Below are 15933 nucleotides of genomic sequence, written 5' to 3'. Positions count from 1 at the left end.
TATGGGAAGGTCTCGTCACACTTCCTTCGCCATCATGACCGTCGCCGCCATCGCCGCCGGCGCCTTGCTGCTGGAGCATACCGGCTTCCTTGCCGGAGCTTTCCGCACGGAAATCCTGGCAAGAGTGGATGACGGCGATGTGGTGAATGCAGCGGATATTGCTGGCGGAAGAATGCGGTAGAAGTCGCCTACGGCCATCGAGCCTGCCGCAATCACCCCAGGTTCAATTCCTGGAAAAAATCATTGCCCTTGTCGTCGATGACGATGAAGGCGGGGAAGTCTTCGACCTCGATCTTCCAGACCGCTTCCATGCCGAGTTCGGGATACTCGAAGACTTCGACCTTGCGGATGCAGTCCTGTGCGAGGCGGGCGGCGGGGCCACCGATCGAGCCGAGGTAGAAACCGCCATGTTTTTTGCAGGCCTCGCGCACGGCGCGCGAGCGGTTGCCCTTGGCGAGCATCACCATCGAGCCGCCGAAGGACTGGAACTGGTCGACGTAACTGTCCATACGGCCGGCCGTGGTCGGGCCGAAGGAGCCGGAGGCGTAGCCGGCCGGCGTCTTGGCGGGGCCGGCGTAGTAGACCGGGTGGTTTTTCAGGTAATCGGGCATGCCTTCGCCCTTTTCCAGCCGTTCGCGGATTTTGGCGTGGGCGAGGTCGCGGGCGACGATGATCGTCCCGGTCAAGGACAGGCGCGTCTTGACCGGATGCCGCGACAGTTCGGCAAGCACCTCGGCCATCGGCCGGTTGAGGTCGACACGGACGGTCGATTCCGACAGTTTCGCCTCGTCGATCTCGGGCATGTATTTCGACGGATCGGTTTCCAGCTGTTCGATGAAGATGCCGTCGCGGGTGATCTTGCCCTTGGCCTGGCGGTCGGCGGAACAGGAGACGCCGAGGCCGATCGGCAGCGAGGCGCCGTGGCGAGGCAGGCGGATGACACGCACGTCATGACAGAAATACTTGCCGCCGAACTGGGCGCCGACGCCCATCTGCTGTGTCAGCTTGTGGATTTCCTTTTCCATCTCGAGGTCGCGGAAGGCGTGGCCGCTTTCCGACCCTTCAGTCGGCAGCTCGTCGAGATAGCGGGTCGAGGCGAGTTTGACCGTTTTCAGGTTCATCTCGGCCGAGGTGCCGCCGATGACGATCGCCAGATGATAGGGCGGACAGGCCGCCGTCCCTAACGTCAGGATCTTCTCCTTGAGGAAGTCGATCATCCTGTCATGCGTCAGGAGCGAGGGCGTGCCCTGATAGAGGAAGGTCTTGTTGGCCGAGCCGCCGCCCTTGGCGACAAAGAGGAATTCGTAGGCGTCGGTGCCTTCCTCATAGATGTCGATCTGCGCCGGCAGGTTGTTCCTGGTGTTCTTCTCCTCGAACATCTTCACCGGCGCGAGCTGCGAATAACGCAGGTTCTTCTTCTCATAGGCATCCATGACGCCGCGGGCGAGTGCCGCCGTATCGCCGCCCTCAGTCCAGACCCTGCGGCCCTTCTTGCCCATGATGATCGCCGTGCCGGTATCCTGGCACATCGGCAACACGCCGCCGGCGGCGATATTGGCATTCTTCAACAGGTCGTAGGCGACGAAGCGGTCGTTATCGGTCGACTCTGGATCATCGAGGATCGAGGCGAGCTGCTTCAGATGGCCGGGCCGGAGCAGATGGTTGATATCGGCAAAGGCGGTTTCGGCAAGCAGGCGGATGCCTTCCGGCTCGACGGTCAGGATTTCCTGACCCTTGAAGCTATCGACCGAGATGTAATCGCTGCTGATCTTGCGATAGGGGGTGGCATCCTTGCCGAGCGGAAAGAGATCGTCAGCCATCGAAGTGACCTTTCTGGTGGGCGCGTCGCGAAATTGGAACCGGTCTAAATCTCCTGTCGGGCAAAAGCAATCTGCATGCGACGAGTTTGGAGGTGGGCTATGTCGTGCCGCATTTTGCAGTCGGCATGTCACACGCGATAAGCGAGTGAAAGAAAGGGATATCGACATTTGTCGCGAAACGACCGACCTCAGGTTGCCTTCAGGTCAAGCCCGGTTCATATTCCCGGCAGCGTTAACCTGCCGGGGCTTCCAATGACAAATGCAAAGCCAACTGCTGTCGACGACCTTCTCGTATTCTTCGAGCATGACTGGATCAGGGGCGATCTGCTGCGCCTCGCCAGCGATCCCGAAGGAGCGGAAATGTATGTTCGCTTCGTGAATGGCATCCGCATCGACGCCAAACATGGGCCTGACCATGAAACAATCATTGAGGGCAAGTACGGAACCTTCGGAGTGAAACCTGACGGCCACTTCACATATGAGCTGGACCATACGCTCGACGTGGTGAAGAATTTGGGCAAGTACGATCAGCTCATCGAAACGCTGAGCTACAAAATGTCGGATGGCTCGGGGGGCACGGACCTCGGCGTGCTGACCCTTGCGATCGACGGCGTCAACGAAGGCGAAAAATACCACGAAGTCCTGGATTTCGATGATATGGGCGTCTTCACGAGGGCAGATAATTTCTCTCTTCCCGATTACCGGGGCGTTGCGCTCTCCGTGAACGGCAGCCACGACGTGACGCTTCTGAACGGCATCGTCTATGATACCATTCCTGGTGTCGACGCCATTACCGAGGACGGTTTCAGCGATACCGTACTATCCCCGGGTTCTGCGCCCGTAACCCTGAAAATGGTCGATGGCGGGGAGTTCACCTTTCAGAGCGTCTCGATCGCCGAACTGTCTGCATCGCCCTTTCACCTGACGCTCACTGCCCTGAACGACGGCCAGATTGTCTATCAGCAGGAGCTTGAGGTCACCGGTCCCAGTCTCGAGGTCAATATCGAAGACATCGAAGAAATCCGTTTCGATTTCATGGGCAATTCGGTCGTAATGGACAATATTTCGCTGCTGGTATGAGGGCTGGTCAGGCGCTCTTACCGCGTCGTGCTATGGCCCGTTCTTGTCTCATTTTTGCATTAACGAGGCCAAAATTTCGGCATCGCGGCGGCGTCGCGGGACTCTCGCAACGGCGATGGCGTGCACGGCCATCCGTGGGGGCGACAAAGCGCATCTGGCTGATAGCGCGCTATTTAAGTTTTCGAAACTTTGATTGAATCTACAACTCTCTCGTGTCATGTTGCGACGCACAAAGCGAGGAGCTCATGGTTTATTCTATACAATACCTCCGTGCTGTTGCGGCGATCGCGGTCACGATCTTTCATGTTGCGTTCATTTTTGGTTGGAATTTTATTCCGCTGGCAGCTGGTGTAGACCTGTTTTTCATAATTAGCGGCTTCATCATGTGGACTATTTCGGACGCGAGACCGACCGCGCCGCTGCAGTTCATCCGAAACCGCATTCAGCGGGTTCTGCCCATCTATTGGATCTGCACTCTGCTATTTGTGATTGCAGCTACCGTCTCACCGAAAAATTACGACAATGCCGCCTTTAACGCAGCTGATATCATCCGGTCACTGCTGTTTGTCCCCTATGCGGACGGCACCGGTGTCGTTCAGCCGGTTCTCGTTCCGGGTTGGACGCTGAATTATGAGATGTTCTTTTACACCGCGTTTTGCCTTGTCCTGTTCTTGAAAGGAAGAACGCAGCGTCTTCTGGCGATAACGGGTTTTCTTGTGCTTTGCGTGGCAATCGGCCTGTTTGCGCCAGTGACCCCATATTCTATCGTTTACGCATCGCCGCTGTTGCTGGAGTTTCTGGCCGGTGTTGTCATCGCATTCGTTATGTCGAGAGCCGACGTCGCGTCGACCAGGCTGTCGGTGGCATTGATGGTACTGGGACTCGTGTCCATCGTCGCTTCCTCCTTCCTTGACAAGCCACACGGTTTCGTTCGGGTTCTCGTATGGGGCGTTCCGTCGGTCCTTATCGTCCTGGGTGCCCTGGTCGCCGAACGTGCGAGCCTTTTTCCGAAATTGACATGGTTGAAGATATTGGGGGATTCGTCCTACTCGCTCTACCTGACTCATATGATTGCGATCGGTGTCGCAAAGCTCGCCATCTATATTGCCGGGGTCGAACGCTGGACTGCGCCGCTTGCCCTTCGAATTCCATTGCTCGTGGTCACGACGATATTCTGCGTTTCTGTTGGACTCGTCTTTTACTTCTGCGTCGAAAAGAAGATTGCGCAGTTTCTCAAACGGTTGGAGAGAGGCAGAAGAGCCGCTTCATACATGCCTGCTGAATAAGTTGCGGCCGCGTCGGAGCTTATTTCAGCATGCAGACATCAAAGCCGGGCGTTCTTCGCAGCATGCGTAGAGTGTCCGGGGATATTCACGCGGGTCCAGCGTCGCTTCCTCCATTGTAGAGATGGAAGAGCGGGTCGAACCTGTGGCTCAACCCGACACTGTTCGCGGGCCGGATGGGAAACGCCGGCTTATTTCGGGCCGATCATGGTTTCCGGGCGGACGATGGCGTCGTAGTCTTCGGCGGAGACGAGGCCGCTGGCGAGCGCTTCCTCCTTCAGCGTCGTGCCGTTCTTGTGGGCAGTCTTGGCGATCCTGGCGGCCGCGTCGTAGCCGATCTTCGGGGCAAGTGCCGTCACCAGCATCAGCGAGCGTTCGAGGCCGGCCTTGATGTTGTCTTCGCGTGCCTCGATGCCGACGACGCAATTGTCGGTGAAGGAGACGGCGGCGTCAGCAAGCAGCTGTACCGACTGCAGGAAATTATAGGCCATCATCGGATTGTAGACGTTGAGCTCGAAATGGCCTTGGCTATCGGCGAAAGTCAGGGCGGCGTGATTGCCGAAGATGTGGATGCAGACCTGCGTCAGCGCTTCGCATTGGGTCGGGTTGACTTTGCCGGGCATGATCGAGGAGCCGGGCTCGTTTTCCGGCAGCGCCAGTTCGCCGAGACCGGCGCGCGGGCCGGAGCCGAGGAGACGAATGTCGTTGGCGATCTTGAAGAGGGCGGCTGCTGCGGCATTGATGGCGCCATGGGAAAAGACCATGCTGTCATGTGAGGCAAGCGCCTCGAACTTGTTCGGCGCGGTGACGAAGGGCAGGCCCGAAATAGCGGCGATCTCGTCGGCAACCTTTTCGGCAAAGCCCACCGGCGCGTTGAGACCGGTGCCGACGGCGGTGCCGCCCTGGGCGAGCTCGCAGAGGCCGGGCAATGTCATCTCGATGCGCTTGATGGCGGAGCCGACCTGGGCGGCGTAACCGGAAAATTCCTGGCCGAGTGTCAGCGGCGTCGCATCCTGGGTGTGGGTGCGGCCGATCTTGATGATGTGGCTGAATTCCGTGACCTTCATGTCGAGAGCGGCATGCAGGTGTTTCAGGGCCGGCAGCAGGTGATGCGCGATACGTTCGGCGCAGGCGATGTGCATGGCCGTGGGGTAGGTGTCGTTGGACGACTGGCTCATGTTGACGTGATCGTTCGGATGCACCGGCATCTTGGAACCCATGACGCCGCCCAGCATTTCTATGGCACGATTGGAGATGACTTCGTTGGCATTCATGTTCGACTGCGTGCCGGAGCCGGTCTGCCAGACGACCAGCGGAAAATGGTCGTCGAGCTTGCCGTCGATCACTTCCTGGGCCGCATCAACGATGGCTTTGCCGAGGCCAGGATCGAGCTGGCCAAGCGCCATGTTAGCGCGTGCCGCGGCCTGCTTGACGATGCCGAGTGCGCGCACGATCGAGAGCGGCTGCTTTTCCCAGCCGATCTTGAAATTGCCGAGCGAACGCTCGGCCTGGGCGCCCCAATATCGGTCGGCGGCGATATCGATGGGGCCAAAAGTATCGGTTTCGGTGCGGGTTGCGGTCATCGGGGTTTTCCTTCCTGTCACATGCTGTTTCGGGCATTTTCGAAAGATGAGGTTTTATAGGTTGGAAACCAGGACAAGAAAACCGGATGCGGTGCGAAATATTGAAAATTCCAGTCAGGTTTGCGCCGGCTGGCGGCCGTGCTTTTTCGGCCACTTTGAAAATATTATGCATCGGCAGGTTTTTGCCGCACTGGTCTGGCGGCAAAAATTCAGTAAAAAATTAACTAATAATTTCATAATTTTGTGTGAACTGCTGCGCGGCGCCGTGCAGAATTTCCGTCACAGAGAAGTGAGTCCGCCGGCGCTGGCGGCGAAGGCCGGTTTCTGATCAATGAGGCCCTACGCTGCGTGAGTTTCGCGGGATTTGAGCTGAGAACAGCATGACATCGGGACTGGAATATATATGACGTTCGTTTTGAAAAGCGCGGTATCCGCATTGGCAGTCTCCTGCGGTCTGGCAGTGATGACCGCTCCCGCACATGCCTACACGCTGATGGATATGCTGCGGGGCGACAGGCAGCGGAGCCAGAGCACCATCTTAATGGATCAGGCGCCGGGCCGACCGGTGCCGCGTGGCGCCGTCGGCGGCTCGCTCGGCGGGCTTGATCCGGAGGCGCCGCTGCCGAAGGTCAGCGGTCCGCGTTATTACAACTATAAAGCCGAAACGCTGCAGTTCGTCGACACCGGCAAGTTTGCCGATCCCGTCGTCACCGGCGCGGTCGCCGAGGTTTCGCCGAGCGGTGAGGCCGGCGCCGAACCGGTCGTGCAGCGCCGCCTGCTGGCGCAGGCCAAGGTGCGCGCCAATGCCGACGTCGCCAAGGCGCTCGAGGCCTATTACGGTGACAGCCGCAATCCGCTCGTCTGGGTCGAAGGCAATGGAATCAACGAGCGCGCCAAATCGGTGATGGGCGCACTTGCCGATGCGGCCTCCGTCGGCCTCGATTCCGCCAATTACGCCATCCAGACACCGGCGATCGATCCGGCCAATCCCGATCCGGTCGTCCGCGACCGGGCGCTGACCCAGTTCGAACTCGAACTCTCGGCCAAGGTGCTTGCCTTCGTGCAGGACACGGTGCGCGGCCGCATCGATCCGAACAAGATTTCCGGCTATCACGATTTCCAGCGCAAGGTGGTCAATCTGGCGCCGGTCCTGAAGCTTGCCCGCATGAGCCCCGATGCCGGCGCCTATATCGCCAGCCGCTCGCCCGATAGTCCGCAGTTCGAGGCGCTGAAGGCGGAGCTTGCCAAACTTCACGCCGCCGATGGCGGCAAAGAGGAGCAGATCGTCGTTTCGCTCAGCGGTCTGCTGAAGCCCGGCGACAGCTCGCCCGAGATCGCCAATATCGTCAAGGCTGTCCAGAAGCACGGTTCCGAGAGGCTGAGGACCGATCACGCCGCGACCTTTGCGGCTTACGCAGGCAGCAGCGACTATTCGCCGGATATCGTCGCGCTGGTGGAGGATTTCCAGAAGGAGCGCGGGCTGAAGGCAGACGGCGTCATCGGTCAGGCGACGGTGCGCGCCATGACAGGCGGTGACACCAATGCCTCGAAAATCGACAAGCTCGCCGTCGCCATGGAACAGGCGCGCTGGCTGCCGGAAGATCTCGGTTCGCGCTATGTCATGATCAACCAGCCGGCCTACATGGCCTACTATCACAATGACGGCAAGGAACAGCTGTCGATGCGTGTCGTCGTCGGCGGCAAGAACAATCAGACCTATTTCTTCAACGACGAGATCGAGACGGTGGAGTTCAACCCGTTCTGGGGCGTGCCGCAGTCGATCATTATCAATGAGATGCTGCCGAAGCTGCGCTCGGATCCGAACTATCTCGACCAGCTCGGCTATGAGGTCGAGGTGAACGGCCATGCCGTCGCCTCGTCCAGCGTCGATTGGTACGGCTCGACCGACAATGTTTCGGTGCGCCAGCCGCCAAGCAGCGACAATGCCCTCGGCGAACTCAAGATCCTGTTCCCGAACAGCCATGCTATCTACATGCACGACACGCCGTCGAAGAGTTTCTTCAAGCGTGACATGCGCGCTCTCAGCCATGGCTGCGTGCGTCTTTCCAATCCGCGCGCGATGGCCGCGGCCGTGCTCGGCACGACCGTCGATGATGTCGCCAAGCAGATCGCCAACGGGCAGAACCATGCGGTGAAGGTGCCGCAGAAGGTCCCGGTTTACGTGTCCTACTTCACCGCTTGGCCGAACAAGGACGGCGTCGTGGAGTATTTTGACGACGTCTACGGCCGCGACGCCTATGTCAAAAAGGCCTTCGACGCGACGACAAAGGCGCGCGGCGCGCAGATCTGACGCAGGTTTTATTGGGTTATTGAATGGGCGGTCTTCGGGCCGCCCGTTTTGTTTTGGGGCGAGTAGCGGAGTGTCGCGTTTGGCAGACTGGCGCCACAGACTCGTCCCTCATTCCTGTGCTCGTCACAGGCATCCAACAGCCGCGTGTCTACGCGGCGGGGAATTGCGGCCCCGTCGATAAATGGTGCCATTGCAGGAGCAATGTCCTCTTCAAGTGACGGATGCTGGTCTCAATTTAAGAGTCTTTTCGGCTTGCGGATGCCAGCCAGCTGGATTCCTGTGACATCCCTCGGGTCGAAGCCCGAGGACAGGAATGAGGGAGGGAGTGGAGAAATGAGCGGACTCCTCAGACCGCGACCTTCTCCGCATTCTCCCGCAACAACCGCTCCACCAGCTCCGGCATCAACTCATCGAAATGCATGATGATCACATCCGGATCGAGGCTTGAAACCGGCACATCCGAGTAACCGAAGGGAACGGCGATCGACGGGACGGCGGCATTCTTCGCCACCGCGATGTCGTTGATGCTGTCGCCGATCATCACGGTGCGGGCGATGTCGCCGCCGGCGCGGTCGATGGTGCCGGTGAGATGGCGGGCGTCGGGTTTGCGGTATTCGAAAGTATCGCCGCCGGTGATGGCATCGAAATAGCCGGTGAGGTCGAGCTTGTCGAGCAGGCCGAATGCAAGGCTTTCCATCTTGTTGGTGCAAACGGCGAGGCGGTAGCCTGCCGCTTTCAGCCGGTCCATTGCAGCGACCAGGCCGGGATAGGGTTCGGTGTGGCCTGGCATATTGCCGGCATAATGGGCGACGAAACGTTCGACCAGCGGCGGGACGGCGTCGCTTTCGAGCGGATGGCCGCGCAGCCGGCAGGCGCGTTCGATCATCACCCGCGCGCCCTGGCCGACGAGATGGGTGAGGTCGTCATAGCTGACCGGCTCGAGGCCGAGGGCTGCGATCGTATGGTTCAGGCTTTCGACCAGGTCCGCATGGGTATCGAGAAGGGTGCCATCGAGATCGAAGACGATCAGTGCCGGGCGAACGGGGGCAGGGGTCAAGGGCTTGCCTTTTTGAGCGATGGGTCTCCGGGAAGCGACGGTTCGCGCCCGGGGACGAGGGATTGTGCCTGAGGTAGGCGATCCCGCCGCGGAAAGCAACGTCCTGTGATGGCCGGGGCGGCCTCAGGCATTTGTTTCGGCTTTTCATTTTCCGTGATGATTTTGACTTTCGTTTGCCAAGCGAGCCGTGTAAACAGCACATCCAACGCAATAAATCGGAGCTGGCGGCGCATGGATGCCCGCGAAATGAAGATTAAGGCCGCCGAGGCCGCACTCGCCCATGTCGAAGACGGGATGCGCCTCGGGATCGGGACGGGCAGCACGGCGGAAGAGTTCGTCCGGCTGCTGGCGGAAAAGGTTGCTGGCGGCTTCAGGGTCGAAGGTGTTCCGACCTCCGAACGAACCGCGCGGCTCTGTGTCGAACTCGGCGTGCCGCTGAAATCGCTTGACGAATTGCCGGCGCTCGATCTGACGGTCGACGGCGCCGACGAGGTCGATCCGGCGCTCAGATTGATCAAGGGTGGCGGCGGCGCGCTGCTGCGCGAAAAGATCGTCGCCGCCGCTTCTGAGCGGATGATCGTCATCGCCGACGAAAGCAAGCTGGTCGATACGCTCGGCGCCTACGCGCTGCCGATCGAAGTCAACCCGTTCGGTCTCGTCTCGACGCGGATGGCGATCGAGAAAGTCGCGGCCCGGCTCGGCCTTTCCGGCGAACTCAGCCTGCGCCAGTCGGGTGACGGAGAGTTTACCACGGATGGCGGCCATCACATCATCGATGCATCTTTTGGCCGCATTCCTGATGCAGAGGCGCTTTCGAGCGAGCTGAATTCCATACCCGGCGTCGTCGAACACGGGCTCTTTATCAATATGGCGGCACTTGCGATCATTGCCGGTCCTGCGGGTGCGCGCACGCTGCAGGCAAACAGATAACAGGAGCATACACTCATGATGAACATTGCAGGTCTTGGCCGTTTTGCCGCTGCGACCATCGTTCTTTCCGGGCTTGCCTTCGGCTCCGCAGTCAAGGCGCAGGAGGTTTCCGACGAGCAGCTGAAGGCCGCGCGCGCCGCTGTCACCTCGATCGGCGCCACCGCCGCCTTCGACAACATCCTGCCGGGTCTAGCCGAGCGCCTGAAGGCCGGCCTGATTCAGGATTCGCCGAACTACCAGGACGTCATCTCGTCGACGGTCGACGCGCAGGCGCTTGCGCTGGCGCCGCGCCGCGGCGATCTCGAGAAGGAAGCCGCACTTATCTATGCCAAGACCTTCACCCTCGAAGAGCTGAAGACGATCGCCGATTTCTACAATTCCGACGTCGGCAAGAAGCTGCTGCGTGACGGCCCAGTCGCCTTACGCGAGATGGGGAAGGCCGCCGATATCTGGGGGCAGGGGATTTCCCGCGATCTGGAAAAGCAGAGCAACGCCGAGCTTTCCAAGGTTATCAAGGCACCGCCGCCGGCAACCGACAGCCCGGTTGCTCCGGCACCGGCCGCCCAGCAGTAACGACTGCCCGCCAGAATTTGCGAAAGCCCGGCCTCGTCCGGGCTTTTTTGTTATGATGCGCCAGAGCATGCCGAAAAGTGTGAGCGGTTTTCGGACGACATCACGCTCTAACTCTTTAATTTAGAATGGGATTCAGATTTTTGGCCGACCGGCCTAAAATCATCCTGTTCTAGATCCTTGGCGGCGAAGGTTGGTGAGGCAGATATGTCCGAGCGTGACGAGGCTGTGCGAGTACGAATATCAGGTAAGGTCCAAGGTGTGGGTTTTCGCATGTGGACGCGCGATGAGGCGCTGCGGCTCGGGCTGACCGGCTGGGTGCGCAACGAGGCGGACGGATCCGTCGCCGCCTTGGTCGCGGGGCCGGACAATGCGATCTCGACGATGATCGAGCGTTTGAGGCGCGGGCCTGCGGGGGCGTCGGTTTCTGGCGTGGAGACGGAAGCGACCCGGCTTGAGACGATGCCGACGGATTTCCGCATCACCTGACGATAGCAGCAGTCCGGCAATGGACCGGCTGCGCGGATGCGCCTGACGCTCAGCCCCAATCCTTCGAGCTCTTGGCCAATTGCCATGCGCCTGTCTCGTCCGGCTCGACGCGCTTGTTGCCGCGGTAGAAAATCGGCAGTCCGGTTTTCTTGTCCATCGCAAAGCGGCTCGGCGTGAATTTCTCGTCTTCGTGGCCCTCGATGGCGAGATTGAGCGCCTCCTTGAATTTGCCGGCCTTGCACAGCTTGGCGAACAGAGTTTGATCCATCTTTTGCTCCGGCATCCTATTCCGTCTCAAGCAATGCCCTGCCAGCCTCCGCCGACTGGGTCAACTGTAAACGCTGACCGGATCAACCGCAGCTCAACCGTAAGGGGGACCGCTTCAGATCAAGATTCGGCAATGGAGAGCGGGAAGAGGCAGGCGCGGGGCTTTTGTTTTGATGAGGATCGCCCCTATATCAGGAACGTCCTTTCCTGCGATTCCCTTCCGGAGTTCCTCATGTCTTCCTACGACTACGACCTCTTCGTCATCGGCGGCGGTTCCGGGGGGGTGCGCGCCGCCCGGGTTGCCGCCTCGCTCGGCAAGAGGGTGGCGATCGCCGAGGAATATCGCTATGGCGGCACATGCGTCATCCGCGGCTGCGTGCCGAAGAAGCTCTTCGTCTATGCATCGCAGTTTCATGAGCATTTCGAGGATGCGGAGGGCTTTGGCTGGACCGTCGGCGAAAGCAGTTTCGACTGGAAGAAGCTGGTGGCGGCCAAGGATGCCGAGATTGCGCGGCTGGAAGGCCTCTACAAGAAGGGGCTCAGCGGCGCCAATGCCGACATCCTGGAAACACGCGCCGAACTGGTCGATGCTCATACGGTCCGGCTGATGAAAACCGGACAGACGGTGATGGCCAAGACCATCGTCATCGCCACCGGCGGAAGGCCGAACCCGCATGCGGCCCTTCCCGGTTACGAATTCTGCATCTCCTCCAACGAGGCCTTTCATCTCGAAGAGCTGCCAGAATCGATCGTGATCGCTGGCGGCGGCTATATCGCCGTCGAGTTCGCCAATATTTTCCATGGTCTCGGCGTCGAAACGACGCTGATCTATCGCGGCGCCGAAATCCTGTCGCGCTTCGACGAGGATCTGCGGCGCGGGCTGCACGAGGCGATGGTCGCCAAGGGCATACGCATTCTCTGCCACGACACGCTGCAGAAGGTCTCCAAAGGCGAGGACGGGCTCACTCTCGAGACGATGAATAATGGCACGCTGCAGGCAGGCGTCGTCCTGCTGGCGCTCGGGCGCGATCCCAACACCGAGGGCCTCGGTCTGGAGGCGGCCGGCGTCGCTGTCGACGAGCGCGGCGCCATCATCGTCGACGACTATTCCCGTACCAACATCGAAAACATCTATGCCCTCGGCGATGTCACCAACCGGGTACAGCTGACGCCGGTGGCGATCCACGAGGCAATGTGCTTCATCGAAACCGAGTACAAGAACAATCCGACGCGGCCGGACTATGAGCTGATCCCGACCGCCGTCTTCTCGCAGCCCGAGATCGGCACCGTCGGCCTCTCGGAAGAGGAGGCAGGCAAGCGTTACGGCGAACTCGAGGTTTATCGTGCCCAGTTCCGTCCGCTGAAGGCCACGCTTTCGGGGCGGGCCGAGCGGATGATCATGAAGCTGATCGTTGATGCGGCGAGCCGGAAGGTGGTCGGCGCCCACATCCTCGGCCACGATGCCGGGGAAATGGCGCAGCTGCTCGGCGTCACGCTCAAGGCCGGCTGCACCAAGGATGATTTCGACCAGACGATGGCGCTGCATCCGACGGCCGCCGAAGAGCTGGTCACCATGTATGCGCCGAGCTATCGGATTCGCGAGGGAAAGCGCATCTAAGTCCCAGTTCTTTAGCTGGTGATCCGTGGCGCGCGGATGACCTTGAGGAAAAGCGCCTTCATCGCATCGGTGATACCTTCGGTCGGCGACACCTCGAAATAGAAACCGGGCGAGGCGCATGCCTGCATTTTCGTGGGGATCTCGCTCTGGAAGGGCTTGATCCAGGTATTGTACCAACTGTTGCTCGGCAACGGCAGATAGGTGGTATAGAGCACGGCGATCTTGACCCCCCGATCCTTCAAGGGCTTGCAGAAAGAGGTGTCGATCGGCTCCTGACAGCGGCCACCGGTCGTCTTCTTGGTGCATGTGGACGGCTTGTAGCTGTCGCCGACGCCATCGGATACGAAGAACAGGATTTTTTCGGCGCTGGTGTTCGACGTGCCGTCACCGGCCGGGTCGATGATGGTGTTCATCTGCGTCATGGCGCTGTCGAAGTTGGTGATCTGGTCGTTATTGTAGTTCTGATAGGGAATGGTCATCAGATCGACCGCGTCGGTATAGTTCTTCACCTTCGTCAGGTCGGAGGTAAGGCCGGAGATCGTCGTCAGCTTGGCGTCCTCGGCCTTGGTGCCGAAAGTGTAGACGCCCATCCGGAACTGGTCGCTGCTGATGCGCTCGGTCTTGGCCGTATCGGTCAGCGCCTGGGTCGCCTGGCGCACCACGTCGATGCGCATGGCCACACCGAGGCTTTTGGCTATGGTGTAGTTGTTGGTGCTCTTGTCCTTCTGGTGGCAGGCAAAGGCGCAGCCTGTCTTGGCCTCCAGCTTTGAAACGTCGCTCGGCGTCGCGCCGACGCCCATGGAGGGCGTATTGTCGAGCAGGATATAGAAATCCATGAAGGCGGCGGTCTGGTATTCGGCAGTCGCCGTGCCGGAGATCGTAATCGAGTCCCGGCCAAAAATCTGCATGAAGGTCGTCGGCACCGTGGCGGTGAAGGAAACCTGAGAATTCAGCTTGTTGGCGGTCTTGGTGACGTCGATGCCGAGATCGACGTGAACCTCGGCCAGTTCCCCCGACACTTGGGACATGAAGATGTTGCGCGCGTCGGTCTTGCCGAGCGAGATCGTGCCGTTGCCGTTCATCGCCATCGCAGCTGCGACCGCGCCCGATTTTTCGGCGATCGAACCGACGGCGGCGGCATCGGCTGCGGCATATAGCTGGGTTCTCAGGCTCAGCGCATGGGCGAAGTCCACCGCCATGCCTGCCGTCCCGACGAGCGGCACCATCAGCAATGCCGTCATGATGCCGAAATTGCCCGAGCGGTCCGATATGAAACCGGGCGGAAGGATCGCCATGCCATGTCCCCGATGTTGAAACTCTTTCCGGTTCTACATTCAAAGTCTAAAATATGGGGAAATCGACATGGTATATGCCGGTTTAACCGGTCAATGGCCGACTGCCGCGGCCAGACGAGACGCTTTGGGCGATTGATCTTTGCAAGCCGGATCTAAAGGGCTATAAGCCGCCGGATTATCAAGGGTAGGCCGCATTCCAGGAACTGGGGCGAGAACAGGTGAGTGACATGGCAGACAATTGGACCCCGAGCAGCTGGCGGCAGAAACCGATCCTGCAGGTTCCCGAATATCCGGATGCAGCCGCTTTGGCGGCAACGGAAGCAACGCTCGCCAGTTATCCGCCGCTCGTCTTCGCCGGCGAGGCGCGCCGGCTGAAGAAGCATCTCGCCAATGTTGCCGAAGGCAACGGTTTCCTGCTGCAGGGCGGCGACTGCGCCGAGAGCTTCGCCGAACACGGCGCCGACAATATCCGCGACTTCTTCCGCGCTTTCCTGCAGATGGCCGTCGTGCTGACCTTCGGCGCGCAGCTGCCGGTCGTCAAGGTCGGCCGCATTGCCGGCCAGTTCGCCAAGCCGCGTTCGTCGAATGTCGAAAAGCAGGGCGACGTGACGCTGCCGGCCTATCGCGGCGACATCATCAACGGCATCGAATTCACCGAGGAGTCGCGCATTCCGAACCCGGAACGCCAGGCCATGGCCTATCGCCAGTCGGCCGCGACGCTCAACCTTCTGCGCGCCTTCGCGATGGGCGGTTACGCCAACCTCGAAAACGTGCATCAGTGGATGCTTGGTTTCGTCAAGGACAGCCCGCAGGGTGAGCGGTACCGCAAGCTGGCCGACCGCATCAGCGAAACCATGGATTTCATGAAGGCGATCGGCATCACCTCGGAAAACCACCCGAGCCTGCGCGAGACCGATTTCTTCACCAGCCACGAGGCGCTGCTGCTCGGCTACGAGGAGGCGCTGACCCGCGTCGATTCCACCTCGGGCGACTGGTACGCCACGTCGGGTCACATGATCTGGATCGGGGACCGTACGCGCCAGGCCGACCATGCGCATATCGAATATTGCCGCGGCATCAAGAACCCGATCGGGCTTAAGTGCGGCCCCTCGCTGCAGGCCGACGATCTTCTGCAGCTGATCGATATCCTGAATCCGGCTAACGAAGCCGGGCGGCTGACGCTGATCTGCCGTTTCGGCCATGAGAAGGTCGCCGAAAACCTGCCGCGCCTCATCCGCGCCGTGGAGCGCGAGGGGCGCAAGGTCGTCTGGTCCTGCGACCCGATGCACGGCAACACGATCACGCTCAACAACTACAAGACCCGTCCCTTCGAGCGGATCCTTTCGGAAGTCGAAAGCTTCTTCCAGATCCACCGCGCCGAAGGCACGCATCCCGGCGGCATCCACGTCGAAATGACCGGCAAGGATGTGACGGAATGCACCGGCGGCGCCCGCGCCGTCACCGCCGACGATCTGCAGGACCGCTACCACACCCATTGCGATCCGCGCCTTAACTCCGACCAGGCGCTCGAACTCGCCTTCCTGCTTGCCGAGCGCATGAAGGGCGGCCGCGACGAGAAGCGCATGGTCGCCAACGGCTGAGGCCGGTTGATATGGATGGAGAAAAGCCC

General features: G+C 60.2%; 15 protein-coding genes. 10 read left to right on the top strand and 5 right to left on the bottom strand.

Annotated features, from left to right (window positions below; all coding sequences use genetic code 11):
* Position 1 precedes the first annotated feature (1 nt).
* The gene (locus K6M89_RS14610) at positions 2–181 is read left to right on the top strand and encodes a hypothetical protein (RefSeq protein WP_222139914.1); all 180 of its coding nucleotides are present in this window, start codon (positions 2–4) and stop codon (positions 179–181) included.
* A gap of 31 nt (positions 182–212) precedes the next feature.
* Here K6M89_RS14610 and K6M89_RS14605 read toward each other — a convergent pair whose 3' ends face one another.
* Positions 213–1820 (bottom strand): fumarate hydratase, encoded by a 1608-nt coding sequence (locus K6M89_RS14605; protein WP_222139913.1) that lies wholly within the window; start codon positions 1818–1820, stop codon positions 213–215.
* 252 nt (positions 1821–2072) lie between these two features.
* Here K6M89_RS14605 and K6M89_RS14600 point away from each other — a divergent pair, with 252 nt between their 5' ends.
* Both K6M89_RS14600 and K6M89_RS14595 read left to right on the top strand, forming a co-directional pair.
* Positions 2073–2900 (top strand): VCBS domain-containing protein, encoded by an 828-nt coding sequence (locus tag K6M89_RS14600; protein ID WP_097579825.1) that lies wholly within the window; start codon positions 2073–2075, stop codon positions 2898–2900.
* A 245-nt stretch (positions 2901–3145) separates the two neighbouring features.
* Entirely contained in the window at positions 3146–4186 is a 1041-nt protein-coding gene (locus K6M89_RS14595; RefSeq protein WP_097579826.1) for an acyltransferase family protein, read from the top strand.
* A gap of 188 nt (positions 4187–4374) precedes the next feature.
* On the opposite strand, the gene fumC is transcribed toward K6M89_RS14595, so the two are convergent.
* Positions 4375–5766, bottom strand: a complete 1392-nt coding sequence (gene fumC / locus K6M89_RS14590) for a class II fumarate hydratase (protein WP_222139912.1) — start codon at positions 5764–5766, stop codon at positions 4375–4377.
* Positions 5767–5827: 61 nt separating this feature from the next.
* Between fumC and K6M89_RS14585 the strand changes: the two genes are divergently transcribed.
* Entirely contained in the window at positions 5828–6094 is a 267-nt protein-coding gene (locus K6M89_RS14585; RefSeq protein ID WP_222140070.1) for a hypothetical protein, read from the top strand.
* A 75-nt stretch (positions 6095–6169) separates the two neighbouring features.
* Positions 6170–8077, top strand: a complete 1908-nt coding sequence (locus K6M89_RS14580; RefSeq protein ID WP_222139911.1) for a L,D-transpeptidase family protein — start codon at positions 6170–6172, stop codon at positions 8075–8077.
* A gap of 346 nt (positions 8078–8423) precedes the next feature.
* Here K6M89_RS14580 and K6M89_RS14575 read toward each other — a convergent pair whose 3' ends face one another.
* A complete protein-coding gene (locus K6M89_RS14575; protein ID WP_222139910.1) occupies positions 8424–9134 on the bottom strand; it encodes an HAD family hydrolase in 711 nt (236 codons plus the stop codon).
* 231 nt (positions 9135–9365) lie between these two features.
* On the opposite strand from K6M89_RS14575, the gene rpiA reads away from it, so the two are divergent.
* From rpiA to K6M89_RS14560, 3 genes are all read left to right on the top strand, one after another.
* Positions 9366–10064: a ribose-5-phosphate isomerase RpiA gene (rpiA, locus tag K6M89_RS14570; RefSeq protein WP_038692596.1), complete on the top strand. Its 699-nt coding sequence runs from the start codon at positions 9366–9368 to the stop codon at positions 10062–10064.
* A gap of 15 nt (positions 10065–10079) precedes the next feature.
* On the top strand, positions 10080–10637 hold the full coding sequence (locus K6M89_RS14565; protein WP_183837829.1) for a DUF2059 domain-containing protein: 558 nt from the start codon (positions 10080–10082) through the stop codon (positions 10635–10637).
* A 204-nt stretch (positions 10638–10841) separates the two neighbouring features.
* Positions 10842–11123 (top strand): acylphosphatase, encoded by a 282-nt coding sequence (locus K6M89_RS14560; RefSeq protein WP_222139909.1) that lies wholly within the window; start codon positions 10842–10844, stop codon positions 11121–11123.
* A 49-nt stretch (positions 11124–11172) separates the two neighbouring features.
* Here K6M89_RS14560 and K6M89_RS14555 read toward each other — a convergent pair whose 3' ends face one another.
* Entirely contained in the window at positions 11173–11391 is a 219-nt protein-coding gene (locus K6M89_RS14555) for a hypothetical protein (RefSeq protein ID WP_039620082.1), read from the bottom strand.
* A gap of 231 nt (positions 11392–11622) precedes the next feature.
* Between K6M89_RS14555 and gor the strand changes: the two genes are divergently transcribed.
* Complete coding sequence (gor, locus tag K6M89_RS14550) at positions 11623–13008, top strand: glutathione-disulfide reductase (protein WP_222139908.1); 1386 nt, start codon at positions 11623–11625, stop codon at positions 13006–13008.
* Positions 13009–13019: 11 nt separating this feature from the next.
* Here gor and K6M89_RS14545 read toward each other — a convergent pair whose 3' ends face one another.
* Positions 13020–14303: a pilus assembly protein TadG-related protein gene (locus K6M89_RS14545; protein WP_097579834.1), complete on the bottom strand. Its 1284-nt coding sequence runs from the start codon at positions 14301–14303 to the stop codon at positions 13020–13022.
* 227 nt (positions 14304–14530) lie between these two features.
* Here K6M89_RS14545 and K6M89_RS14540 point away from each other — a divergent pair, with 227 nt between their 5' ends.
* A complete protein-coding gene (locus K6M89_RS14540; protein ID WP_222139907.1) occupies positions 14531–15904 on the top strand; it encodes a class II 3-deoxy-7-phosphoheptulonate synthase in 1374 nt (457 codons plus the stop codon).
* Positions 15905–15933: the final 29 nt, after the last annotated feature.

It is taken from the genome of Rhizobium croatiense, from assembly GCF_019793465.1.
In the GTDB taxonomy this organism is placed as follows: domain Bacteria; phylum Pseudomonadota; class Alphaproteobacteria; order Rhizobiales; family Rhizobiaceae; genus Rhizobium; species Rhizobium croatiense.
This window is presented reverse-complemented; position numbering and strand designations above follow the sequence as displayed.